Origin of the sequence: Gracilibacillus dipsosauri (genome assembly GCF_003176895.1) — a bacterium.
GTDB lineage: Bacteria > Bacillota > Bacilli > Bacillales > Amphibacillaceae > Gracilibacillus > Gracilibacillus dipsosauri.
The window spans coordinates 134682-159915 of the sequence record NZ_QGTD01000021.1 but is presented as its reverse complement, the minus strand read 5'-3'; the positions used below and the strand labels follow the sequence as shown (position 1 = coordinate 159915).

General features: G+C 36.3%; 24 protein-coding genes, 4 pseudogenes and 1 riboswitch. Of the genes and pseudogenes, 13 read left to right on the top strand and 15 right to left on the bottom strand.

Annotation, left to right across the window (positions count from 1 at the left end; translation table 11 throughout):
* Positions 1 to 30 precede the first annotated feature (30 nt).
* Complete coding sequence (locus DLJ74_RS19890; protein WP_109985794.1) at positions 31 to 309, top strand: DUF1572 family protein; 279 nt, start codon at positions 31 to 33, stop codon at positions 307 to 309.
* 1051 nt (positions 310 to 1360) lie between these two features.
* Here the strand turns inward: DLJ74_RS19890 and DLJ74_RS19885 are convergent.
* Positions 1361 to 1903: a hypothetical protein gene (locus DLJ74_RS19885; RefSeq protein WP_054788049.1), complete on the bottom strand. Its 543-nt coding sequence runs from the start codon at positions 1901 to 1903 to the stop codon at positions 1361 to 1363.
* A 182-nt stretch (positions 1904 to 2085) separates the two neighbouring features.
* On the opposite strand from DLJ74_RS19885, the pseudogene DLJ74_RS21065 reads away from it, so the two are divergent.
* Positions 2086 to 2301: pseudogene (locus tag DLJ74_RS21065) on the top strand (IS4 family transposase); the annotation flags it as partial.
* Between the two features lie 149 nt (positions 2302 to 2450).
* Here the strand turns inward: DLJ74_RS21065 and DLJ74_RS19880 are convergent.
* Positions 2451 to 3056: a TetR/AcrR family transcriptional regulator gene (locus tag DLJ74_RS19880; protein ID WP_054860889.1), complete on the bottom strand. Its 606-nt coding sequence runs from the start codon at positions 3054 to 3056 to the stop codon at positions 2451 to 2453.
* 96 nt (positions 3057 to 3152) lie between these two features.
* On the opposite strand from DLJ74_RS19880, the gene DLJ74_RS19875 reads away from it, so the two are divergent.
* From DLJ74_RS19875 to DLJ74_RS20855, 8 genes and pseudogenes are all read left to right on the top strand, one after another.
* Positions 3153 to 3866, top strand: coding sequence for a GAP family protein (locus tag DLJ74_RS19875; protein WP_109985793.1), 714 nt, complete (start codon positions 3153 to 3155; stop codon positions 3864 to 3866).
* A 24-nt stretch (positions 3867 to 3890) separates the two neighbouring features.
* Complete coding sequence (locus DLJ74_RS19870; protein ID WP_054788050.1) at positions 3891 to 4112, top strand: hypothetical protein; 222 nt, start codon at positions 3891 to 3893, stop codon at positions 4110 to 4112.
* A 100-nt stretch (positions 4113 to 4212) separates the two neighbouring features.
* Positions 4213 to 5367: an acyltransferase family protein gene (locus tag DLJ74_RS19865; RefSeq protein ID WP_245902400.1), complete on the top strand. Its 1155-nt coding sequence runs from the start codon at positions 4213 to 4215 to the stop codon at positions 5365 to 5367.
* 198 nt (positions 5368 to 5565) lie between these two features.
* Positions 5566 to 5745 carry a DUF3173 family protein gene (locus DLJ74_RS19860; protein ID WP_109985792.1) on the top strand — a complete coding sequence of 60 codons (180 nt, stop codon included), beginning with the start codon at positions 5566 to 5568 and terminating at the stop codon, positions 5743 to 5745.
* A gap of 175 nt (positions 5746 to 5920) precedes the next feature.
* Positions 5921 to 6694 (top strand): MerR family transcriptional regulator, encoded by a 774-nt coding sequence (locus tag DLJ74_RS19855; protein WP_181397694.1) that lies wholly within the window; start codon positions 5921 to 5923, stop codon positions 6692 to 6694.
* A complete protein-coding gene (locus tag DLJ74_RS19850; protein ID WP_109985790.1) occupies positions 6691 to 7626 on the top strand; it encodes an ABC transporter ATP-binding protein in 936 nt (311 codons plus the stop codon). Before DLJ74_RS19855 ends, DLJ74_RS19850 begins: the two co-directional genes overlap by 4 nt.
* A complete protein-coding gene (locus tag DLJ74_RS19845) occupies positions 7610 to 8374 on the top strand; it encodes a hypothetical protein (RefSeq protein WP_109985789.1) in 765 nt (254 codons plus the stop codon). The genes DLJ74_RS19850 and DLJ74_RS19845 overlap by 17 nt, the downstream gene beginning before the upstream one ends.
* 147 nt (positions 8375 to 8521) lie before the next feature.
* Positions 8522 to 8753, top strand: a pseudogene (locus DLJ74_RS20855) (site-specific integrase); the annotation flags it as partial.
* A gap of 250 nt (positions 8754 to 9003) precedes the next feature.
* Here DLJ74_RS20855 and DLJ74_RS19835 read toward each other — a convergent pair.
* Positions 9004 to 9444 (bottom strand): carboxymuconolactone decarboxylase family protein, encoded by a 441-nt coding sequence (locus DLJ74_RS19835; protein WP_109985861.1) that lies wholly within the window; start codon positions 9442 to 9444, stop codon positions 9004 to 9006.
* A 320-nt stretch (positions 9445 to 9764) separates the two neighbouring features.
* Between DLJ74_RS19835 and DLJ74_RS19830 the strand changes: the two genes are divergently transcribed.
* Positions 9765 to 10325: a TetR/AcrR family transcriptional regulator gene (locus DLJ74_RS19830; RefSeq protein WP_109985788.1), complete on the top strand. Its 561-nt coding sequence runs from the start codon at positions 9765 to 9767 to the stop codon at positions 10323 to 10325.
* 116 nt (positions 10326 to 10441) lie between these two features.
* A pseudogene (locus tag DLJ74_RS21060) lies at positions 10442 to 10528 on the top strand (helix-turn-helix domain-containing protein); the annotation flags it as partial.
* Between the two features lie 263 nt (positions 10529 to 10791).
* Here the strand turns inward: DLJ74_RS21060 and DLJ74_RS19825 are convergent.
* The 3 genes and pseudogenes from DLJ74_RS19825 to DLJ74_RS19810 form a co-directional block, all read right to left on the bottom strand.
* Positions 10792 to 11064 carry a conjugal transfer protein gene (locus DLJ74_RS19825; RefSeq protein WP_245902405.1) on the bottom strand — a complete coding sequence of 91 codons (273 nt, stop codon included), beginning with the start codon at positions 11062 to 11064 and terminating at the stop codon, positions 10792 to 10794.
* 291 nt (positions 11065 to 11355) lie between these two features.
* Positions 11356 to 12070, bottom strand: a pseudogene (locus tag DLJ74_RS20940) (SDR family oxidoreductase); the annotation flags it as partial.
* 10 nt (positions 12071 to 12080) lie between these two features.
* Positions 12081 to 12797 (bottom strand): DNA alkylation repair protein, encoded by a 717-nt coding sequence (locus tag DLJ74_RS19810; RefSeq protein ID WP_109985786.1) that lies wholly within the window; start codon positions 12795 to 12797, stop codon positions 12081 to 12083.
* A gap of 423 nt (positions 12798 to 13220) precedes the next feature.
* On the opposite strand from DLJ74_RS19810, the gene DLJ74_RS19805 reads away from it, so the two are divergent.
* On the top strand, positions 13221 to 13406 hold the full coding sequence (locus DLJ74_RS19805) for a hypothetical protein (RefSeq protein WP_109985785.1): 186 nt from the start codon (positions 13221 to 13223) through the stop codon (positions 13404 to 13406).
* Positions 13407 to 13992: 586 nt separating this feature from the next.
* On the opposite strand, the gene guaA is transcribed toward DLJ74_RS19805, so the two are convergent.
* The 9 genes from guaA to DLJ74_RS19760 form a co-directional block, all read right to left on the bottom strand.
* The gene (guaA, locus tag DLJ74_RS19800; protein ID WP_109985860.1) at positions 13993 to 15513 is read right to left on the bottom strand and encodes a glutamine-hydrolyzing GMP synthase; all 1521 of its coding nucleotides are present in this window, start codon (positions 15511 to 15513) and stop codon (positions 13993 to 13995) included.
* A gap of 125 nt (positions 15514 to 15638) precedes the next feature.
* A riboswitch (purine riboswitch) is annotated at positions 15639 to 15739 on the bottom strand.
* A gap of 31 nt (positions 15740 to 15770) precedes the next feature.
* Positions 15771 to 17981 carry a DUF4129 domain-containing transglutaminase family protein gene (locus tag DLJ74_RS19795; protein WP_109985784.1) on the bottom strand — a complete coding sequence of 737 codons (2211 nt, stop codon included), beginning with the start codon at positions 17979 to 17981 and terminating at the stop codon, positions 15771 to 15773.
* Positions 17978 to 19252 carry a DUF58 domain-containing protein gene (locus DLJ74_RS19790; protein ID WP_109985783.1) on the bottom strand — a complete coding sequence of 425 codons (1275 nt, stop codon included), beginning with the start codon at positions 19250 to 19252 and terminating at the stop codon, positions 17978 to 17980. Before DLJ74_RS19790 ends, DLJ74_RS19795 begins: the two co-directional genes overlap by 4 nt.
* Positions 19249 to 20202 (bottom strand): AAA family ATPase, encoded by a 954-nt coding sequence (locus DLJ74_RS19785; protein ID WP_109985782.1) that lies wholly within the window; start codon positions 20200 to 20202, stop codon positions 19249 to 19251. The genes DLJ74_RS19790 and DLJ74_RS19785 overlap by 4 nt, the downstream gene beginning before the upstream one ends.
* A gap of 542 nt (positions 20203 to 20744) precedes the next feature.
* On the bottom strand, positions 20745 to 22112 hold the full coding sequence (locus tag DLJ74_RS19780; protein ID WP_109985781.1) for a TrkH family potassium uptake protein: 1368 nt from the start codon (positions 22110 to 22112) through the stop codon (positions 20745 to 20747).
* Between the two features lie 101 nt (positions 22113 to 22213).
* Positions 22214 to 22894: a uracil-DNA glycosylase gene (locus tag DLJ74_RS19775; protein ID WP_109985780.1), complete on the bottom strand. Its 681-nt coding sequence runs from the start codon at positions 22892 to 22894 to the stop codon at positions 22214 to 22216.
* A gap of 5 nt (positions 22895 to 22899) precedes the next feature.
* Positions 22900 to 23769: a ribokinase gene (gene rbsK / locus DLJ74_RS19770; protein ID WP_109985779.1), complete on the bottom strand. Its 870-nt coding sequence runs from the start codon at positions 23767 to 23769 to the stop codon at positions 22900 to 22902.
* Between the two features lie 13 nt (positions 23770 to 23782).
* Positions 23783 to 24715, bottom strand: a complete 933-nt coding sequence (locus DLJ74_RS19765) for a nucleoside hydrolase (RefSeq protein WP_109985778.1) — start codon at positions 24713 to 24715, stop codon at positions 23783 to 23785.
* A gap of 98 nt (positions 24716 to 24813) precedes the next feature.
* A complete protein-coding gene (locus DLJ74_RS19760; protein ID WP_054789253.1) occupies positions 24814 to 25137 on the bottom strand; it encodes a winged helix-turn-helix transcriptional regulator in 324 nt (107 codons plus the stop codon).
* Positions 25138 to 25234 lie beyond the last annotated feature (97 nt).

The following is a 25234-nucleotide window of genomic DNA, read 5'->3' as shown; positions in this document are numbered from 1 at the left end:
TCAAACTAGTACAGAAAAGTAGGTTGCTCATTGGATATTTCTATCTTACTTATTGATAGTATGTTGGAAAAATGTATATCTGAAAAAAATGGGGTTTATCAAGCAATTAAACAATTATCAGAAGAAGACTATGGCATCCAACTCCAGAGAGTAACCATAGCAAATCTAATATCTCATATAAAAGGTCCAGTGCCTCAACGATTTGAAACAGTATTTTTTAATGTAGCAGATAAAAGAGATAGAGATAAAGAGTTTGAGCGAGGGCTTCATTTATCAAAAAAAGAAGCTCTTACACTTGCTAACATTTGATATAATTCAGATTTTAGAAGATGCGAGATTAAAACACCAATTGTTAGTGTCGCAACCTCATCTGAATATGCCTCCACTTACTTTTAGTGCTAATAGTAACGAATTTAACAATACTCAATATGATGGTACAAATGATGCCAGGAATACATAACCCTACAGGGCAAATTATGACATTGCAAAAATGAGGAAGGGAACGTTAGTTCACGTTTTCCTTATGTTTAGCGAATAGAAGAGGTTGCTAGAACGATTTTGATGCTATAGACCAGTAAACAAACATCTATGTAAAGGTTTTTCACCCTTATGATCAATTGATACTGCACGGAATTATTGAATCAGTTGATCAATATTGCCAGCGGCTTACAATCAACCGGATATTAGATAGCAAATTGAAGTGCTAAGGGAACAAAAGGAAAGCCATACACGTACAAAAAATTAAAAACAGATAACGGATAAAGGTAAGGATCTCCTCCTGGCAGCAAAGAATGAGCGTATCAAAAAACTTGAAGAGGGAAACAGACAGCTCACTAAAAAGTTTCGTGGGAAGCTTTATGGGACACATTTAGAATAAATAATAGAATTGCACCTATCCCTTTCAAATCCCTTTCATACCAATCGTTAGAGCTTATTTTTCATATCCAAAACTTGAATTATAACAATTTTTTCAAATCCACATCAGATTCACAAAGAAAATGGCCTTAAATGGGCTAATTTGTTTATAAGAATAGCGCCCGATTGTGGAAAATTGAAATGTGAAAGAGATGCAAAGCTTCTGTGGATTAGGGAAGTCCCATTACATCAACAGAAGCACCTTTTACATATACCTCTAATTTGTAATAAACACAACATGAATTTAATTAGGTCTTTCCATTTCACTCATGAATAACCACGAACTGAGCACCAATACAATAATAACTACGTAAAAAAGTACGGTTTTCAATTTGGGCTTACTCCCACTTTTCAAAACTTGAACACCTAAAGGAGGAAGAGCTATGCAGAGTCCTGTTAGTGAGATTATTGTTGTCGTATTTGTTCCTTTTAGTACCCCCAATGCTTAGACAAACATCATTCCTAAAGCAAGTGATCGAAACCACCCAAAAACCTTAGACAGATATGCTCCTATAGCTAATACAATCCAGCCAAAAAGGATAGAAAAATTTAATATATTAACAACATGGAACATACCGTAAAACTCGCCAACAAAATTTGTAGCTACTTCAACATTTTCAATTTCTACAATTTGAAAAGCGAAGTGATCTACTCCCGAGTGGAACGCCCTTGCAAATAAACCAACAATTACTAATAAACCACCCCAAAGACCTAGACGTGGCTTTTTTTTACTAATTAACTGTACAAGGATTAAAATAGCTGGAAATAATAAAATCATTCCAATTAAAAATAGACTATAGGATGTGAGCATTAAGGTTGGATGTGTATCATAAGTTGCTAACTGATCAGGGAAAAAGAAATTATATTGTATTCTAAGCAGTGCAGAAATAACTAATAAGATAGGAGCTATTATTAAAGAAAGCCCTCCTAACCATCTTCCTGGGAATGAGTCTATATCATTTTGTAATATAATTCTTTCATTGAACATAATTTTTTCTCCTCCTAGCACAATACTTTGTTTATCGACAATGATATAATCTTAATGGATTTACAGTTGCATAACAGTTACTAAACGATTTTCATTTATTAACTGGCCACGGCCAACGTGAATAAAACAAGCATTGGGTTAGCTTTCTTCTTATTGTCTTCTCTTGAGGTTCAGAATCATCCTCCTTATTTTCATCTAATCGAAGTAAGGAGATTGAACTGTTTAGCAGAATGAAGAACCACACAACTGGAAGGTTTTCAAGGGATTTCGTATGCTCACTCTTGGCTGGTCAGATGGTGTGTCTTTTAGGCCGCTTGCTTTTTTCTTTGAGTTCAAAAACAGAGAAAAATCGGTACCAGAACATCGATTCGAATATAGACAAACGAACAGTTGGTTTCTTCCACTAATCTGCTTTTTTAACACAATAGTAGTTGCCAAATTTTGAGTCACTCCTTGCTCGGCTATTGCAGCTTTTAAGTGAAAAAATTCAATTTTTTCTAAAAAACAAAATCTACTAACTCATCGAATAATATTGATACATGATCAACTAACTCAATTGACTTTCATTACAGAGTGTTTCTAAATGATAATGGATTACTTCCTTCACCTTTTCCGGAGAGTAGACATCAGGTCTTAACAGAGCATGAATGGACAATCCATCAATTAATGCCGATAGCCTACTTTTTTCTAATTTTACATTAGTTGAATCAGATAAAATCCCTCGAAGAACTAGTATCTCGATCATTGAATTTGCTAATTCATACGTACCGTTAGTCATTTCATCTTTTTTTTCCTTTAATGGGTCACTTGTAAGTGACTGAAGTGCAAGGATCCACCATACACTCGATTCGATCTTCTTTTCTTCATCAATTGGTACAAGTTCCAATAAAACTTCCTCGACTGCCTGCAATGGATTTTCTGACCAACTTTTACTTTGAGAACGTTTTTTCCCTTCTTCCAAGTAATAATTCATGATAAATAATAACATTTCATCCTTAGTTGAAAAATAATGTCTTAACGCTCCAGCAGACATCCCTGCTTCAACTGCAACTCTTCTTATAGATGCTTTTTCGATTCCCTCTTTCTTAATAATATTCCAAGCCGCTACAGCAATTGACTTCCTTCTTTTTTCATGATTAACAATCCTTGGCATATAAAATCACTTCCTTTTTTTAGCACAGTGTGTTATTATTTTTTTAGCACGATGTGTTATTTTAATGATAACATATAAAAAGGAGGGACTCTATATTTGATCGAAAGTATTGAAGCCTTAATGCCTTCTTCATCAATGGACACACCAATAGCTTTGCTAATTATTTCTATTTGCTCATTAGTTGATATATTAAGTCCTGGTGTACTTGCAGTAACTGCCTATTTATTACTGACACAGCCTAATCAATTTTCTTCTCACCTGCTTGTTTTTTTGTTTATTACGCAGTTTGGCTATTTTCTGGTGGGTTTATTACTATACTTTGGTGGAGATTCATTATTGAGAGGAATCGGACAATTATCTGAATTTGACTTTATCAATTGGTTTTATATGCTTTTTGGAGCGATTATTGCTCTAATTAGTTTCAGTAAACCAAAAGCTACTACAAAAAAACGTTTAATTTCATTTATCCCCCAAAAAATAACGATGAAAGGGATAATCGTCTTAGGTATCATTGTTTTTCTAATTGAATTTATAACTGCATTGCCTTACTTTTATTCCATTTTGTTAATGAATCACCTAACAATTGAGCCTTCCTCTTCTATCTTTATTATAATTGGCTACAATCTAGTAATGGTACTTCCTTCTCTTCTTCTGTTGGGGGTTAATATTATGTTTAAAGAGAAACTGCAACAATTTCTTAATAAAATCAGATCAAAATTAATTGAAGCTCCAATTTCTTCACTTTTGGTAGCGATAGGAATAGTAGGTGCAGTTTTTTTCAACATCGGTCTTAGAGGCATATTAAATTAAAAAATTATTAATGAGGTGTTCATCATGAAAGAATTTATTAGTGGGCTTAGTTTACTATTTCTTATACAAGGAATAGGCGGATTAATCAATCATTTGACTAACGGTGGGAAAAGTTGGTTTTTGGTAAATTATATTGATGCGTTACAGGGATTTGAAATTGTTATGGACATTGTATTTATTGTACTTGGTGGGATCATAGGTTTAGCCTCTTGGAAAATAGGAGGATCAACTAAAAGTGAAAATTAAAATATACAGCAAATAGGACGGCTTATATATAGCCGTGCAGTTTTGCGAATGTTCCTTTGAGATATATTTTTAAATTTTTATAGAGGAGAACATAAGAATTATGATGAATCCAAACCATATAGGGAGTTCATCTCCACAAAAGGAAGGTCGGTTATACTTTATTGATAACCTAAGGGCAGCACTTACAATATTGGTAGTACTACACCACTTGGTTTATTTTTCCATATATAATGATGTATTAACACAAGGGTCTATTGAGGTTTTTATAGGCCTTCTATTTCTTGCTTTTAATCAGACTTTTTTCATGGGGACGTTTTTTCTAATTTCTGGTTATTTTGTCCCTTCATCTTTTGAACGTAGGGGAGCAACTCGATTTATCAAAGATAGATGCATCCGCTTCTTATTCCCGTTTATCTTCTACGTTCTCATTCTTAGCCAAGTTCAACACATTGAAGTTTATATACTCGGTCAGGAGCCATTTACATGGCAAACCTATTTTTCACATTTAACCTATGGGCCGATGTGGTATGTAGAGCTACTTTTCGTATTCATTTGTTTATACGCAGTCTGGATAAAATTTATGAGCAAAAATAAGCTATCGGTAGTTCGTCAGAGTACGCCACCTACCTACACGATGCTTACCTTCTTTGTCATGATATTAGCAGTATCGTATTTCATCATAAGATTGTGGATCCCGGCTCTCGGTTTACCCGGCGGGGCTCCCGAAGTTCAATCATTCGTTGGACTTTTTACCGCAAGTGGCTATGATCTCCCACAATATGTCGGGCTATTCATTATGGGAATCATCGCTTACCAACGCAATTGGTTTCGAAATACTTCTGATTCTATGGGTAGGGCGGGGTTTGGAATCGCAATTGGAGCATCGATTCTTCTTCTTCCTTTAGCCTTTATATTTGGATTAGACCGATTACAGTTCTCTGGCGGCTGGAGCTGGACATCTTTGGTCTTCTCTCTGTGGGAAGCTCTATTCTGCGTTGGAATCAACCTTGGATTAATCATATTCTTTCGTAAAAGAATTTTTTATCAAGGAAAGGGTTGGAGCTTTTTGTCAACCCACTCCTTCGTGATTTACATCATTCATATACCGATTATCGCTATTGTTATCTCTGGATTGAAGGTCATCCAGTTTCCCCCTTCTTTCATGTTTCTCGCTACGGTGCTGATCACGATACCACTTTGCTTCATGTTAGGTTATATAATTCGACAGATTCCCTTTGTGTCAAGAATTCTTTAGGGGATGGTGAATTTCAAATAAAAAATGGAGATGCGGATTACGTGTATATAAAGTTGTATCATTGAATATTCAAGAGAAAGTCCATTTGGTAAGTTCTTTAGCGAAGCAATAAGGGATTAAAAAACAGGAGCATTGTAATAGCTCCTGTTTTTTAATTCTTATATTATTAATTTTTATGCCTTGCTAATCTTCCAAGCTATGATCCGTGAAGCTAAATGTCGATGGGTAAAGAAAGGATATGGTTTCTACAATACGAAAAAATTAGGTCAATTACCTGCAGAAGCTCCCACTAAATCCTCTTTATCATGTTTCTTACAACACGCAGAAAAATTTACAGTTTCCCCGGAAAACACATATTGTTTATCTAAATATTCATGAGTTAAGTTGATGCTCACCATATCAGATTAGTAGCTCCTTATTCCAATGAAGCGTTTTTGAATAAGCACATTTTATTGTTTAAGGCGTTTTGGTAGATTAAATTTAACTTTTCCCTATAAACTACTTGCAAGTGACGTTACGTTACATGGTTTAATAAATGTTAAGAGGTGATCATGTGTGTGAAAAACTGTATTCCGTTGGCGAGTTAGCAGCATTGTCAGGAGCAACCATCAGAACTATTCAGTATTACGATAAAATCGAATTGCTCGTTGCAAAACGAGATAAAAATAAAAAACAGAGGTACTATACACAAAATGACTTATTAACCCTTCAACAAATTCTCTTTTATAAAAAGTTGGGCGTTCCACTCAAGGAGATTAAAAACCATCTTGTCAATGTCAATAATAAACACGGTGTAAGAGATATTTTAAAAGATCAATCCGAAATCCTTTTTCAAAAGGAAATGGAAATCAAAATGAACATTGCTATTATCGAGGCCATAGTTGCAACCATTGATACGGGCCATTCAAATCATGATTTGGAGTCGATGATGGAACTTGCACTTAAATTGAATAAAGAAACGATTCTTGATTATTCTACTGTCTCATTTGACCAAAAAACAACTGAACTTTTTAAAGAAAGGGATCCCAGCTATAAAGAAATCATTGAAGTTTATTGGCATTGGAAAAAACTTATTTTGGAGGCAACATCACACAAAATAAATAACATACTTTACAAAAGTGATACAGGCTATCACTTTGGAAAGAAATGGTATGAATTTATCGAAAGGGCGACAGATCACAATTCTGAAGTGATTGAAGCTTATACTAGCGGTTTGGAACAAAGTCATCAATGGCCGGAAGAGGATCTGTTTTTATTTAATTTCTGCCGTGATTTTATTGATTGTACATATAACTATTATTGTGAGAAAAAGGGTGAGAAAAATTGATACAATTAAACAATTTAACGAAAAAATATGATCAAAAGACAGTTGTAGATCGGCTGAATTTAACATTTAAACCAGGTGTGGTAACAGGTTTTTTAGGACCTAATGGTTCGGGTAAATCAACAACAATGAAAATGATAATTTCACTTGTACATCCCACCTTTGGGAAGGTTACCGTGGATAATAAATATTACCATTCCTTTGCTGAACCGACACAAAAAATTGGTACATTAATTGATCCTTCGGCTATAGATGTTAACTTAACAGCACGTCAACATTTATCATTCTTCTCAACAGCCGCTAATATTGATAAAAGCAAGGTTGAGGATATGTTAAAAATTACGGGATTGGAAAAAGTTAAAAATAAAAAAATAAAGTCTTACTCTTTAGGCATGAAACAGCGATTAGGAGTTGCAACTGCTTTGATCAGTAATCCTGATACAATTATTCTTGACGAACCATTTAACGGTTTGGATGTAGATGGTATTAAGTGGCTTCGGAGGTTATTTAAACAGCTTGCTGATGAAGGAAAAACTGTTATTGTATCGAGTCACCTGATGAGTGAGATACAAGCCGTAGCCAATCGTATTATCATTATTGCGCAGGGTAAGCTTCTTGCAGATATGACCATTGAAGAAATGAATCAAAAAAGTTTAAATTCTTATGTCTATGTTGAAGCAAATGATTTAGTTAAAATGACTGCGGCTTTAAAAACAAATGGTGCTGAAGTAGTGCAAAAAAAAGATGGTTTGGAAGTACGGAATTTAGATTCAAGAGAAATTGGTCATCTTGCCCGTGAACATGATATTGTCATCTACCAGCTCAAAAAAGTTCAACCTACATTGGAAGAATTATTTATGGAAATAACTAAAGGGAAAGCTGATTACGTCTCACATAAAAATGAAAGAGGGAAAAACAATGAAGCACTTAATTAATGCTGATTTTAAGAAAATCAGTTTTCTGACAAGCCACCGAAATTATTTAATAGTTTTAAGTTTGTTGAGTATATCTTTTGGTTTAATTTTTTTATTTACACTTGGGGTGACCCAGGGAAAGGATTTAACTGAACTGCCAGCTATGGAAGTTATTGATATTTCATTGCTGGGGATGGATGTTGCGGCCATCATGCTGATAATTTTTTCAGCAACTTTTATTTCTAAAGAGTTTTCACATGATGCCATACATACATCTTTGGCGATTACGCCACTTCGTCAAAAATTCTATCTCTCTAAAATTTTGTTTATCATGATTTTATCTCTCATTATTAGTATAACCTTGACTTTAATCATTTTTGGATTAGATCAACTTGTCCTTCTTACAAATAACATGCGTACAGTTTCACTCAACGATCAAGTATTGCTGTCTAAACTGTTTGGGACTGTCATTCTGCCCTTATTTTATAGTTTATTAAGTGCAGCTGGTACATTTTACTTTCGATCTGCTGCTGGTGGAATTATATTTGCAATTGGTGTAATGTTCCTACCTGCTTTAATTAAACTATTCCCAGCTAGTTTCTCAGATATGGTTTTAATGTTGCTACCAGAAAAGTCATTGCATACCCTTACTGAAATGAGTACTGTCACATTTAATGGTCAGTTGATGAGTGCCATATTAATCCTTTTATCATGGATACTCATTTCAAATATCCTTGGATTGTGGAAACTAAAAAAAGCTGATTTCTAGCAAATTTCATAAAAAGAAGATTGTTTAGTGGAGGTATTAAGTGTAAAAATCCGTGTGTAAGAGGCATTTGCTGATTGACCATTTACCTTTATGAAGGGAAAAGGAAACTTTCATATTGCTTATGATAAGGCGATGGAACTACTTCAGAGACACTCTCATACTTCTTTGTTAATTAGTACGGGAGAAAACCCTTTGATGATTCAAATAGATTTGGACATGAAGATAGCAAACTACTTTAGGAACTTATAGGAACCTCTATCCAAACAGCCATTTTCAAGTTTCCGATATATTAAGCAGTTTTATTCAGTTAAAAACAAGCAATGATACACAACTTGAACTGATTCAATATATGAGGACCACTTATCAAAGTGTGCCATAACTGTGCCATGAAGAATATAAAAGCCCTAAAAATCTTGTGTTACCAAGGATTTTAGGACATCTCTTATTACTCCGGCTCCAAGTTTACAGGTGACGCCAAAACATTTCTATACCAACGTTTTTCGCACCTTCAAATTGTTTTGGCGGGGATTCTGGCGGAACTTATTTTTATCTCCTTTAAGGAAAAAGTGTTAAAATTTTAAAATGGCAATTATTATTGGTCGCTTTCATATGTTAATCATTATTGCCATTTATTCACTAGCTTGATTGCCCATGGAAATAGATAGCCTATTCCACATATTAATCTGATTAATAATCATCACTAAATCTACATATTCTTTTTCATCATAATGCTCTCTCACTTGGTCATACAACTCATCACTGACGCCTTTTTCCGAAATTAAAGTCATATTTTCCGCTAAATGTAGTGCCACTTTCTCTTTTGGGCTATAAATATCACTTGCATTCCAATTTTTTAATTGAACAAGCTGGTCATTTGTTACTTTTAACTTTTTTGCCCCTTTTGTATGCATGTTTATACAATAAGAGCAACCATTAATTTGCGATACTCTTAACTTGATTAGTTCCGCAAATTTTTTATCAATGACTGCTTTTCTAACATATCGCTCCAACCCCATTACTTTTTCTAAAGCATTGGGTGCCACTTTGAAATAGTTAAATCTATTTTTCATATCCATAAACCCTGCTGCTTTTACAATACCTTTATTAACGAGCTTGCTCATGTTATCTCTCCTCATATAATTTTAAACTATTTTATTGATTAAGCCACTGTAGCAAATTTGAAGAAATCGTATTCATCAATAATAATCATTGCCATATTCACAATAATCAAGAAAGAATAATACATGAACTTTACTTAGCAAGATTGTTTAGAGTGCCACACTTGTTGCACTTATATTTATATTGTATTGTAGTGATAACCTAATATCAATAGAATGACAACAAATACTACAAATCACTACGATATGTTGTACTAGGAGGAGATAGACTTATGATATATTCAACTGATAATCCGATCGCAATACAATCTCAAAAATGGTTAGTAGCTGCTCTACTAGATTTGATGAAAGAAAAACCCTATGACAAAATTTCGATTAAGGAAATTGCTGAAAAGGCTGATTTAGACAGGAGTACTTTTTATAGAAATTTTAAGTCAAAAGAGAATGTCCTAAATTTATATTTAAACGAGTTAGCAGAGAAGTATGTAAACAACCTTGTTGAAGCAGGTGAAATCGATATGAGGAAGGTATCAAAGATATTTCTAGAATTGATGTATGAACATATTGACTTCATTTCTGCCCTCAGAAAAAATGGGCTATCTGGTTTTCTGTTAGATGCTTTTAATAAGTATTTACCTTATATTCATAAACTCACTCAAGACAAATTTCCTCATACAATTAGTGAAGAACACTTAGAATTTGCGTTAGCATTTAATGCAGGAGGCATGTGGAATATGCTTATGAAATGGATTGATGAAGATTTTGTCCATTCTTATACAGATATAGTAAAAGCATTTTACGAAATAAGTAATTTTAACTTTGTCAAAAAATAAAAATATGGTGGTGAAGCAAAGGTTCATACTTTTTTAAGTTTTTTAATCATCACATTTATATATTTTCTAACGTAAGGAGTATCATTATCCTACTAAGTTAATATAAATTATTATCTGATCGTGATATTTCTCTTCCTCAACTCTATGTTAAAACGGGTATTCGCTTAGCTACATTGAGCGAACTTGCAAATGGAAAAAGGTAGCGAATTCAGTTTGAACATTTAGAAAAAATTGTTCAGGCACTTGATATTGAAGATATGAATGAAGTTTTTCTATTGTTGAAGATGATGAAAACGATGATATAAAGTAATTCACTTCAAGACTTGACAATTAATACATGAATTTTAATGGAGTAATATATTTATTGATAACTAATCATTATTAAACACCACGACTTAATCAACCAGTAAGAACAAGTCGTGGTGTTTAAATTTTTATTCTACAATCATCCAATTTATATCTTTTTCTAATGTGAGTAATATTGTGAAAACTGTGTTGCTATTGTTGCTTCATCAATATATTTAACAGTCACCCATACTTTTATTCGATAATCTACTGTCCGAAATACTGGATGGACTAGCTCTGAAAATAAATAATCCTTACCTATTGGTGGTAAGGCATTTTCACATAATAGGCAAAAAAATGTTTCCAAAAACTCTGTCACTTTTTGCACGGTATTGGAATCAACTGTTCCATTACTTTCAGGTTGTTGTGGCTCATAATCTGATTTATTCGGTATGCCCCAAAAGATAGGGTTTTGTGTAATTACTATATTTGGAGCTCTCTTTATTGAACAAAAAAGTGGTTTGACCGATATATTAGCACGTGTGCCTAACTATGGAATTATGGATGTTAAGCAAAGAGTACTTGAATTTTTATTGTCATTAGAGACTATGGAGAATGAGGCAAATAAGTCTAGGATAAAAAAGTATTGAAAAGATTAATGTTGATTGGAAAACACTTTATACGAAGTTTACTAACAAGCTCAAGTCTTTAGGTGCAAATGAGGAAATAAAAGTATTTGAAAATGTTTGTCTTGTTCGGAAATGATGAAATGCGGTTCGCGGGCAAGTGCATCTCTCCAGTTTGCTTCGGTTACGCCGTATTCCTCCAGCACGATTTCGGAGCACAGCCAGCCTAGCAATATGGATAGGGCAGTTCCTTGGTAAGAGGCGAGTTCAAGTGCCAAAGACTTGGTCATTCGGATGACTGAGTTCTTTGCCAAATCGTAGAATAACGACAGCCGGTAGTTTGTTTCATTATAGGCTTTCGTGCCGTCCGTGACTTCAACAACGAGCCCGTTGGGGTTGCGGATAAGTAGCGGAGCACGTAGTGACTTGTAATGATATGGGTGTCTATGGCCAGGTTCAGCATACGCAACCCGTTTTCTAAAGAGTGTTCCCAAACTGGAACATTCCACTCCACCATATATTCGCCACCCCAGATATCGTTGACCAAAATATCCAGTTGACCATGCTCGTGTTCAATTGGTGCGATTAACTCCTGAACCTGAATAGGTGCGAGGTGATCGACTTGCATCGCAATTCTGTGCTACCCGCCTGATCAACCAGTTCAGCAGTTTCTTCAATCGTTTCCGGCCGGTTGTATTCAGATCGCCTCGTCCGTGTAGTACTTCTGGTGACGTAGACCGTTGCACCTGCTGCACCCAATTCAATAGCGATCCCTCTGACTGCGCCCCGAGTTCCTCCGGCTACCAAAGCCACTTTCCCTGATAGAGGCTTCATCATTGACTACCTACTTCTCTTTCTTCTTTAAAGTTAAGTAGTAGTCCCTTGTACTTTTATCAAACTTTTCTATAGCGTATCTCAAGGTGACTCTGGGCATGGTGTGAGCGTGTTTATTTAAGAAAGATTTCAGCCTGTCTTCGTCTTTCTTGCCAGCTTCACGAATAAAGCTGCCCACCGCCTTGTTGATTAAATCTTCAGGATCATGTACCAGAATCTCAGCGATAGCAAATGTGTCCTCCGTATTGCCGTTTCTGATAAAGCTATACGTGCTTACCATCGCTGTTCTACGTTCCCAAATATTAGAGGAGTGTGCCATTTCGTATAGTTTATCCTTTGGTTTATCCAGCAAATAAGTCCCGATTACAGAAGGAGCGGCACGATCAACGAAATCCCAATTGTTGATTCGATCATGCCTCCGAATATACAGATCGTACAAAGCTTGCCTGTTTTCCTCCGGGAGTTTCTTGGTTTTGGCCTGAAAATCCATAATGCTCACGGCGCCCATTCTTACTTCATAATAATCGCTTTCTAGAAGCCGTTCGACTTCTGTTAAAGGCATATCCGTAAATTGTTTAGCAATTTGGAATACCGTACGCATGTTAAGACCTAAGCACTTCGTATTTTCATCTGAACCTTTAAAAAACCTTTTCATTTTTTCGATTCCCGCTTCATTTTGGTATTGCTGCAACTCATGTATAAAGCGTTCAGAGGTATGAGTATCCATGAATACAAAACTCCTTTCGGTTGTTAGGATAAAAAAAGTATAGCATACTAACGATTCAAATATTTCTTCTGGATTGCTGCAAGCAAGGAATCACTCTTTAGATAAATAACGAACAACGAGCCATCAACTGCTGCTTGATTTGCTCAGGCTGATCTGTTTCCACAATAACACGCTTGTACAATGACGAAGGGGCCAATTCGACCGGTCAAGACCGAATCTCATTTCGAGTAAGCCATGAAGATACTTTTTCCGTTATGGAAGAAACGTCCTGTCTTATAAAAGTGTGGGAAAACACAACCATTAATTTTTGATGATTCGTTTATTCAAGATTTTAGACAGAAAAGTTTGGCCAATCGTAAAAGGTATGGAATATTAATCGTTACTGGAATTGTGACTATTATATTAAGTTATGGGATATCTTTTTTGACTAACGACACATGCCATGCAGACAGTGATCCCCTCTTAGTACTAATGCCTCTAACATGGGCATTTGCTGTATACTTGTTCATTATTGCAGGGTCGGCAATGGAGAGCGAACGATTGGTTACTAATAATGAAGAATATGGAAATATGAGAAATCGAGCAAACATGGCTGAATTCATGCGGTAATTTGGCCATTGGCGACTGTTATTTTTCTGGAAATCGGTTTTATTTGGAATGTCCGGCATCCTGGTTGGTTAGTGTTTCAGGTTGCTGCCGTTTTTACAACCGCTTATACGGTCTGGAAAAGTAGCAAAAATTGAATCAAAACCACCCGTGGTAATGAACTGCACCCTAATTGTTAGTCACAAATCTAATAGTTGGAGGTGTAGCTTCTTTTGGCCAAATTCACGGAAGATGAAAAAATACAAGTAGTTATTCGTTATCAAAATGGAACAGAAGGTGTAAAGTCAATAGCTAAATCACCAGGGATTGACTATTCATTTTATTAAATTGGGTTAAACAATATAAATATCACGATAAATAGGCTTTCAAAAAAAGCTATACATCCTACACATTCCACACTTTTAAAGTGGAAAATGCCTATTAAAAAAAGTTAAATGCCATAGTTCAAAACAAGGAAAAATCACCCAAAAATAATCCCTACCAAAATTTTCATTGGTAGGGAACCAAATATTTTAAATTGTTTTATCCATTTTAGCTAGGTTAAAATCCTCTATAAATAGGCGTTTCCTCTTCAAATTAAATTAGCGTCTTACTCCCACTCAATAGTCGCAGGCGGTTTACTTGTCACATCATAAAGTACACGATTGATATGATCTACTTCATTTACAAGACGCACTGAAATTTTCTCTAAAACATCCCATGGGATACGTGCCCAATCAGAAGTCATTCCATCGATGGAAGTGACAGCACGAATACCGATAGCATAATCATAGGTTCTTGCATCCCCCATTACACCAACGCTACGGATGTCAGGTAAAACGGTGAAGTATTGCCAAATATCACGATCTAACCCCGCTTTTTTAATCTCTTCACGCAAAATAGCATCTGATTCGCGAACAATTTCTACCTTCTCAGGAGTAATTTCACCAAGAACGCGGATACCTAGGCCAGGCCCTGGGAATGGTTGACGCCACACAATTTCATCTGGGACACCTAATTCTGTCCCAAGTGCGCGTACTTCGTCCTTAAATAACGTGTTCAAAGGCTCAATTAATTGGAATTCCATTTCCTCTGGTAAACCACCGACATTGTGGTGAGATTTAATCGTTTGAGCTGTTTCCGTTCCGCTCTCTACAATATCCGTGTATAGGGTTCCTTGTGCTAAGAAATCCATGTTTTCAAGCTTAGCTGCTTCATCATCAAATACGTAGATAAACTCATTTCCAATAATCTTCCGTTTTTGCTCAGGATCTGAAACACCTTTTAGCTTATTCAAAAAGCGATACTGTGCATCGACTTTAATAATATTCATATGGAACTGATCACGGAATGTTTCCATAACGGTATCTGCCTCATTTTTACGCAATAAACCATGATCTACAAAAATACAGGTTAATTGATCACCAATGGCTTTATGAATTAGAGCAGCAACAACAGAAGAATCCACTCCCCCACTTAATGCACATAAAACATTTCGGTCACCAACCTGCTCTCTGATCTTCTCTACTTCCATATCAATAAAGTTCGCCATTGTCCAATCCCCAGAACATTGACAAACATGAAAGACAAAAGTCTTAAGTAGGTCATTTCCATACTCTGTGTTACGTACTTCTGGGTGGAATTGAACTCCATAATATTGCTTATCCGTATTACTCATTGCAGCAACTGGAGTGGAAGCACTCGTTGCTTCGATTTTAAAATCTGCAGGTGCCTCAATGATCTTATCACTATGGCTCATCCAAACCGTTTGCTCTTGTGGAGTACCTTCAAATAAGATGGAGTCATCCTTTACATGAATGTCCGCTTTTCCATATTCACGTTGGTTCGCACGCTCTACTTTTCCACCAAAATGATGGGTCATTAACTGCATACCATAACAAATACCTAGGATAGGAATATTTAAGTCAAAAATACGTTCATCACAACGGAAGCTATTTTCTCCGTAAACACTGTGAGGTCCACCAGAAAGAATAATTCCTTTAGGATTCATTTGTTTAATTTCTTCCACAGTTAATCGATGGGAATGCAACTCACTATATACACCAAATTCACGGATTCGTCTTGTAATCAGTTGGTTATATTGACTACCAAAATCAATCACTAAAATCATTTCATTGTTTATTTCCAAATTGTCCACTCCTTCAAGGTTTCTTCTATCTATGTTTACTACCCACTTCCAGATAGCAAAAAGAAAACTGCCCTTCTCTTATTGTCCTTATCAGAAAGGCAGATGCCACGACAGACCCTCGCCTTCATAGTCTGAACATATTGGTGTTCAGGTAGAAACGTTTGGGCCATATTCCCAAACATATATGAAGGTCTAATCCTGTTAATTTATCTTATTCTATCAATGGTTGTATTCATTGGTCAAGCGATTATTTGATGAACAATGCGTTGGAAAAGATTCCTAAGTGTAGAGGAATCGACCTCTACCTGCCCATTTCGATATAAATATTGTTCATATAAAAGGGTTAAATCATACATATCACTTTTACCGATTGTTTCGTCTACCTCTTTAGCATATTGGCGAAGCGTTTGTCCTTTGTTACGATTAAAGCCTTTTTTAGCAAGTAACTTTAGCAAATAATGATAACATTCTTCGATATCCAGCTGCTCAGAAATTTTACGCCATTTCTTCTGTAAATACCAAGTTCTGATTTCTTGCCTTTTCCAATACGAAAACCCACCGAGTAAAACCAAAAGGATGACACCAATAACTATCATCACTTTGATCGGCATATTAATACGACTAGATCGGGAGCTTCCTAAAGCTGATTCATCTTCTTCATTATCGGCTGGATCTGTTGCTTGCTGTTCCTGTTGCTCTTGTTGAGGATTTGTTTCTTCTATTCTTTGTTCCTCAGGATTAGTTGAGTCCATATCCTCCGCTACCGTTTCTTGATAGAATTCAGTTGGATTGGTAAACCCACTCGTAGGCTCAAACGGTACCCAACCTACATTTGGAAAATACACTTCAACCCAGGAGTGAGCATTATTGTTTGTGATTTCATATAGCTTATAACCATTTGGTAAATCAGGCTGATTTGATTTGATTTCACCACCAGTGAACCCCTTTACCCACCTTGCAGGAATATCTAAGGTACGAAGCATGACTACCATGGAACTAGAGAAATTATCACAATATCCGACCATTGTTTCAAATAAGAACTGGTCCACATAGTCCTCCCCAGCCTCTGGTATGGAAACATCCTCTATCTGGTAGGTGTAGCCATTTTGCGAAAAATAGCGTTCAATTGCTTTTACTTTATCATATCGAGTCGGCTTATCTGTCGTTATCTCTTGAGCCAACGCACGAACACGATCAGGTAACGAGCTTGGTAGTTGTAAATATTTGTTTTGGATCGCAGACGGATCTTTATCACTGACTTGTTTTAATTGATCAATAGAAAAAGATGGATCTTCATATTGAACCGTATATGGCTGTGATCTGCCCTGCTGTTCACTTACTTCCATCTCCATCATACCAGATTCTAGGTCTTGGAAAAGAAGAGCACTATAGGATGTCGTAACTTCCGTAGCACCATATGGAATAGGTACTTTATCTAAATTACTTTCCTTCGTATAAGTAACAGAAGCTTCTTCTTCCGTTGTATCTACTGCTTGTGTGGAAAAAGCTTGCCATTGGACAGCACCAGATTGCAATGGGTTATAATCAAGAGAAGAGGAACGCTCCCAGCCCTTTCCTGTATAGAGATCCTTTGATTCAATTCTCCAATATAACCTTTCCTTCGATATGGCTTCAAAGACCGCTGTATCATCCTGAACGAACGATCCACCTAATTGTGAATCATTCTCTCCATAGCCTACCTTTTGAACCGTATTCCCGAATCCCACATGATTCGCTTGACTTTGAATAAACGGAACAGGATCGGGCCATTGTGGGGCCAACTTAGGTGCAAAAATACCTATGGATGCCGTTACTAGCACTCCTCCAATAATAGGAATGATCCATTTTAGAATACTGTATTTCTGTATCTCAACCTCTACTCCTTGCTCCCTAAACTTCATAAACCGACTTAGTCCAAGTGCAATAAACGAAATAGCAAACGTTCGGACAATGGCTATTTCCGCTTCATAGCTCGTGAAAGTATCTAAAACAGCTAAATACATAATGGTTAGTACAACAAATAAGAAAAACTTATTTGCAACTAAAAACCAATAATGCAACAAATAGCTCATTAACCAGAGAACCATTAGAAATAACAAGCTTCGAAAGAACGGGGTCATTAAATACCATTGACTATCCCATACTGCACTCAGGTTATAGGAAAGCTCTTGACTAATGAATTGTATTGACTCACTTGATAGGAAAATTCCCGGTAAGAAAAGATAATCAAGTATAAATAAAAGACTTAATCCTTTTATGATAAACTTCCACAAACCATTTTGGATGAAAAAGGATACCAAAAAGCACAGAGCAGCATATAGAACAAGTAATGGAATATGACCTGTATCAGTTACTTGCCCCAGCGGTCTCAGCCATTCCCAGAATAATAGAAATCCTGCAGTCATGATAAAGAACGAAGGTATTGATTTTTTCTCTTTAGCTATTCTCATAGAGATGCATTCACCTCCCATCGCACTTTTTTTAAGTCGTCTTCTGATAAGATTTGTACAGAAATTCGATGCATACGCAATGACTCTATTAATGATTGGTGAAAGGATGTATAGTCATTTTTGGAAATGATGGAATAGAGAGCTATCTGAAGGTCTTGTTTACTTTTTATCACTAAACTATCTACTAATTTTTGATCCAATTGACTAGTAATACATAATAATAACGACCCTTTTGGCAAATGATTCAAGGAAGTTACTAGTTTACTAGTGAAAAGGGAATCTTTTTTGTCTGGATTTATCAATGCTAGATAATTTTGTATCACTGTTGGCTCGAATTTTACTTGTTGTTCCGTAAAATGCTTTTCGGCCTCTCCTAACATGTGAAAGGATACACTCTGCCCTTTTTTCCTCGTACTTACCAGAATAGATGCCGCAAGCTCCACCAATGCCTCAAATGACAATTGTTGCATACTAGACTTAAGCTCAGCACTTAGAACTATCGCCATATGAGCATCCTTTTCTTGTTCAAATTCCTTTGTCATAATTGAATTTTTTCTAGCGGTTGTTTTCCAATCAATCCAGGAAAACCTATCTCCTGGAATATACTCTCGAACACCTGATACGACATTTGCTTGCTTATGATCGTGTAGGAGGACAGGATTTGCCCCTGCCTCATTGCTGTCCATCCTTTGCTTCCATTCCAGGCTTCTAACAGCTGGATAGACGACTAAGCTATCCTCTATTTCCCATACATATTGGTTAGAAATTAACCCAAACGGATCACCTGTTTGAACATTTATAGAATGAAATGAATGCTGACCTCTCGGTAGATTTGCTACACGAAACGTCACTGTAAGTTTTCTTTTGAACAATGGAAATAATAATTTACGAAAGACTCTATTTTCTACATAAAATTGCTGATCATTTAAATATTTATATTTTCCCTGACCAATGTCCTGATAGTTTAATGTGGTAGGACTGTTTTCTTCTACCACAAGATAAAATAATGGAAAAGGAATTTTTCTTTCTAACGTAATTGTAATCAGTACAGAACCACCTGCTTGACCATACTTAGAGGATAGCACCCTGTTAACCCTCCATTTGTTAAATGGATAAAAGGGAATGGATAGCATATAAATTAGGAGTGGTACGACACTATAAAATAAGAACCAACTAACAAAACCACCTTGAAACATAGCAAATGCGAAAAGAACACCACTCAATAGCAATAGTTGAATGATTTTCCGAATGCGGTGCATCGTTGATTTCATCCATGTACTTCCTTCCTAATTGGCACATCTATTTTTTTCAAAAGCTGTGTGATTAAATTTTGTTGAGTAATACCATCATAACGCGCCTCTGGCCGTAGTATTATCCGATGTGCCAACACATATGGTGCCAGAAATAAGATATCATCTGGAATTACATAATCTCTATTTTGGATAAAAGCATATGCTTTTGCAGCCTTCATTAAGGCTATCGAACCTCTTGGACTAACACCTAATTGCACATACTCATTTTCTCTCGTTTCAGAAACTAGTTGAACAATATAATGCTTTACCGTTTCATCAACATAAATATTATCTATAAATTGCTGTATCTCTATTAATTGACTTCGGTCCATTATTGGTACTAATTGATCAATAGGATGCTGCTGATCTGTACGATTGAGCATTTCTAGTTCATCCAATTCGTTCGGATAGCCCAAGCTAAGCTTCATAATAAAACGATCTAGCTGTGCTTCTGGCAGTGGATAGGTTCCTTCATAATCAATAGGGTTTTGGGTTGCCATGACAAAAAAAGGTTCGTTCAGTGGCTTGCTCACACCGTCTACAGTGACATTATTTTCTTCCATTGCTTCTAACAAGGCGGATTGCGTTTTAGGTGAGGTACGGTTGATTTCATCTGCTAATACGATATCACCGAAAATGGGACCTTTTCTAAACTCAAATATCATTTCCTTTGGATTATATATCGAAACACCTGTGACGTCAGATGGAAGTAAATCAGGTGTAAACTGGATTCGCTTAAACTCACAATTCAAGGATTTCGCCAACGCTCTTACAAGCATTGTCTTACCAACACCAGGAACATCCTCAATCAGTACATGCCCGTTAGCTAGTAGTGCAACTAAACTCAATGCTGCCTCTCGCTCTTTTCCAATAATAACCTTTTGAATATTCTCTAATACCTCATTTATTTGTTTATGGTAATCTATCATCCTTTTGCCTCCAAATCTATCGCAAATCTAGTTATTATTATTCTAACCTCTCTACTTATAACTATACTATATAGCTAGCTATCCCGACCACCTATTGAATTATAAAAAACATAAAAAATCAGCGGTAGCATGTATGAAGTGCAATAGTCGGCAATAGCAAAAGAACGAGATAGAGTTCTTGTAAATTTATCTTATCCTGGCTATAACGGGCATTTTTAGTTGCTGTACCTTCCAAAATGGTTCTTACCCTAGCTATTACGACCATTTTGAGCCACTGCTCCTTCCAAAATGGTTCTTATCCTAGCTATTACGACCATTTTGAGCTGTTGCTCCTTCCGAAATGGTTCTTATCCTGGCTATAACTGTCATTTTGAGCCACTGCTCCTTCCAAAATGGTTCTTATCCTAGCTATTACGACCATTTTGAGCTGCTGCTCCTTCCAAAATGGTTCTTATCCTTACGTTAGTCTAAATTGAACGGCCAAATGGCTCAGAATCGTGCTCTATTTCTCAACAAAAAAACCCCCAGTTCACACCGGGAGCTTAGCCAATTATAACTCGTTCTTTCGGGTAATGAAATTTGTCTTGACCTGCATCTCCTCTAATTAAAAATAGGAAGGAGAAAACTCCAATTCTACCGATAAACATCAAAGCCATAATTAGGAGCTTACCAAAATTAGATAGCTCGGGAGTAATGCCTAATGATAATCCGGTAGTCCCGAAGGCAGAAGTTACTTCGAATACAATCGCGATTAGGGAAAAATCCTCTGTGTATGTTAAGAGGACAACTGCTGTCACACAAAGCATCATGGCCGTTGTAATAACGATGAAAGACCTAAGCATGTCCTCTTGATGAATTTCACGACCAAAAACCTTTACACCAGAGTTACCTTTTGCATAATTCCAAATCGTAAGTAGCATGATCGCAAATGTCGTTGTTCGAATCCCCCCACCAACACTGCTCGGTGATGCACCAATGAACATTAAAGCACTAGTCATAACCAGTGTTGGCAATGTTAACTCTGACACATCCATTGTTGCCAATCCACCACTTCTAGAAGTGACAGATTGAAATAAACTATAGAAAAAGGATTCATGCCAGCTTTTATCCGCTAAAAAGGCATTTCTCTCAAGGAGTAAAAACAACAAACAACCGATAACTACAAGACTAAAAAAAGTAACACTTGTAATTTTCGTGAATAAAGAGAATTTATATCGATCGTGCCTATCCTCCATTTTTCCTTTTAATACTTCTTTTACTTCCACTAATACCGGAAAGCCTATTGCACCTAGAATGATAAGTACCATATTAATAAATTGAACAAAATAATCATTGGCATATGGAATGAGTGATGCACCTGTTATATCTAAGCCACCGTTTGTTGTTGCACTAATCGCACCGAAAACCCCGTGCAATAAAGCTTCCTGGAAAGTATCAAAATAGTTAAGAAAATGGATGGTTAAGATTATCGCACCAACTAACTCAATTAGTAACATTAACTTAAATATTTCGAGCATTAATTTTACCAATCCGGATAAGGTTTTACTATTTTGATCGGCCATAATTAATTTCCGGCTTTTGATGCCAATTTTTTTACCTAAAATAACCCAAATAAAAGTACCCATTGTCATAATACCAATTCCGCCAAGGTGTAAAATCACCGCTATCGCTACTTGGCCTAATGGGTTAAAGGTCTCGACAATAGAAACAGAAGTAAGACCCGTTACACTTACGGAAGTAACCGCCGTAAACATAGCATCAATAAAAGACAAGTGAACCCCATCCTCATGAAAGATAGGCATACTAATAATAATGGTCGATACTATAACGGCTAATAAATAGTAGGTCACAATATGATGGATTGCTGACCAATTCTTAAAAATTCGATTAAAAAAAGTTTCATTTTTCATAATAGCGAACTCCTTGTATTCCTTACACTAGGCGTTAGTTTACCATAAATGGCTTTAATAATCATCTATTTCTATGAAAAATGAAACTTTATATGCTTGGATTAACTTAATGAAGGTATCTCCCAATCAATTCGTTGTTGTCCCGCTTTTTCAAGTAACTCGTTCGTCTGCGAAAAAGGTTGACTTCCAAAAAATCCTCGATGTGCGGATAATGGACTTGGATGCGGAGATTTTAGGACAAAGTGCTTTGACATATCGATTAGTGCTTGTTTCTTTTGTGCTGCCGCTCCCCAAAGGATATAAACAACCGGTGTCTCTTTTTGATTTAGGCTTTTGATGACATTGTCGGTAAAAGTCTCCCAGCCTTGACCTTTATGAGAATGCGCTTGGCCAGCTCTTACGGTTAACACATTATTTAACAAAAGTACTCCTTCTACTGCCCATTTCTTTAAATATCCATGATTTGGAATGGGGCATCCAATATCATCAGCTAATTCTTTATATATATTTTTCAAAGAAGGTGGAATCGCAATACCCGGATTAACGGAAAAGCTTAGTCCATGTGCTTGATTTGGTCCATGGTAAGGGTCTTGTCCCAATATTACCACCTTTACTTTAGCAAAATCAGTGTAATGGAGGGCATTAAAAATATCATACATATTTGGATATATGGTGAATTTCTGATATTCTTCTTTTAAAAAACTTCGTAACCTCAAATAATAATCTTTTTGGAACTCATCATCAAGGACTTCTGCCCAATCATTTTTTAATATATTTGTCATTTTGATCAATCCTTATGTAAAAAATTGAATACTTGCTCTTTAGTTGGCATTCCACTTTGTGCACCGATCTTCTGAACCGAAAGAGCTGCAGCACCATTTGCAAAAATAATGGCATCTGTTACACTACGCCCTTCTGCTAACGCAACAGCTAGTGCTCCATTAAATGTATCCCCTGCACCTGTTGTATCCAGCACCTCTACATCATGAGCAGCGACATGCTTTGGCTGATTATCCTCCATATAAGAAACTCCTTGTTTTCCTTCAGTGATAATAAACCTCTCATCCAGTTGATTCTGGAATAATTGCTTTTTCTCTGTTTCATTAGGAGTAATATAGGTAGCCTGTTTCCAAGCTTTCTTAGATAACTTCATCGCTGGGGCTGGATTGACAATGACAGGTATATGGTGTTCAGCACAAATCTCCAAACAATACTCAATCGTTTGCTTCGGTATTTCGAATTGAAGTAAAACATAATCACTTTCAATGATAGCTTCCTTACACTTTTCCAAATAGGATGGGATGACATATTCGTTTGCTCCACCAATAATGATAATTCGGTTATCCTTTTCCGACAATACAATATTCGCCAAGCCTGTGGAAGTTCCTTTTTGTTTAGCAACATTTGTCACGTCCACATCCTCATTATGTAAATTAGTAAGAAGCTGTTCTCCAAAACTATCTTCTCCTACAAGCCCAATCATGTTGACATTAGCACCTAGTCTAGCCGCAGCAACAGCCTGATTCGCTCCTTTACCACCTGGACTTGTTTGGAATTGTGTCCCTCTGATCGTTTCCCCTTGTTCTGGGAATTTGTCGGTAGAAGTCACCAAGTCCATATTTATACTACCAATTACTGTGATCTTTGGCTTCTTCATCATTACTCTCTCCTCACTCTGCATAAGAAGCAATCGCATTGTAAAATAAGGACCAGAATTTTCCCTGATCTAAACCCTTCGCTATGTAAACATTAGGTTGCTTTCCTGTTACGCCATGTTTGTCAATGACGGTCATTCCATAAGAATATTCGCCTTTTGTTTCGATATCGACATGGACATGGTCAAAGGTAAAGATAGTTGGATCGATTAAATGAGCAACCGTGCACGCATCGTGAATCGGTCCTCCATCAAAGTCGAATTGATTTTTATATGCCTGGATAAAAAAGCTTAGTAGTTCTGATACGAATGTCGCTATCGTATGATTGATGGACTTTAGATCTGCTACTGTTTGTTTGGTAGCGAGAACCTGATGTGTCACATCCAATCCAAACATTTTTATTGGTATTCCGCTTTCAAAAACTACTTTTGCTGCCTCTGCATCCACATAAATATTAAACTCCGCAGCTGGTGTCCAATTACCAAATGTTCCACCGCCCATCAGGACAATTTCGCGAATATTATTTTTAATCCGTGGTTCTTTAATTAACGCTAGCGCAATATTTGTCAATGGACCTGTTGGGATAAGTGTAATTGGCTCATTTGTTGTTAACAATTTTTCAATAATAACATCCACTGCATGCTGATCAATAGCTGTTTTAGATGGATGCCGAGGGAGCTTTGGCCCATCTAGTCCTGATTCTCCGTGAATTTCTTCTGCAATCACTGCTTTTCTCACTAACGGTCCAGTTGCACCCTGCGCAACTGGTACACTCTCTAGACCAATCATATCACACACCTTTAGTGCGTTCAGTGTATTTTTTTCTACTTCTACGTTTCCGGCAACCGTTGTGATTGCTTCTAATTCTAATGGACTTATCCTCGAAGCTGCTAAAATAATCGCAATGGCATCATCATGGCCAGGGTCACAGTCTAATATTACTTTCATCCAAAAGCCTCCTCTATGTAAATAACAAAAGCGAAGAGCATCCTCTTCACTTTTGCATGTTTAATCACTTTGACTAGGGGTAGAGTTCTATAAAAACTTTATAGGATAGCCTTTAAGTCCATCCAAGCATCTGCCCATTGCTGAATACTATGAAGTACAGGCTCTAATGCATAACCTTTATCTGTAAGGGAATACTCAATTCTAACTGGGGTTTCGTCATATACGACGCGTTTGACAATTCCTTGTTTTTCAAGATCCTTCAGCCTTTCAGAAAGAACGCGCCCACTAATTCCAATCGATGACTCAATCTCTGAGAAGCGCTGAGATCCTTTTAATAATTGAAATATGATCAAACCCGTCCAACGTTTATTTAAAATATCTAATGCTGATTCAAATTTTGGACAAATCGTTTTATCAGTCATTCCTTTCACCTCTTTATCAGTAGTATACCAAAAAAAAGCACAGAAATAAAATAACTAAATTACTTGACGTAATCTAATTCTATTTGTATACTTACTT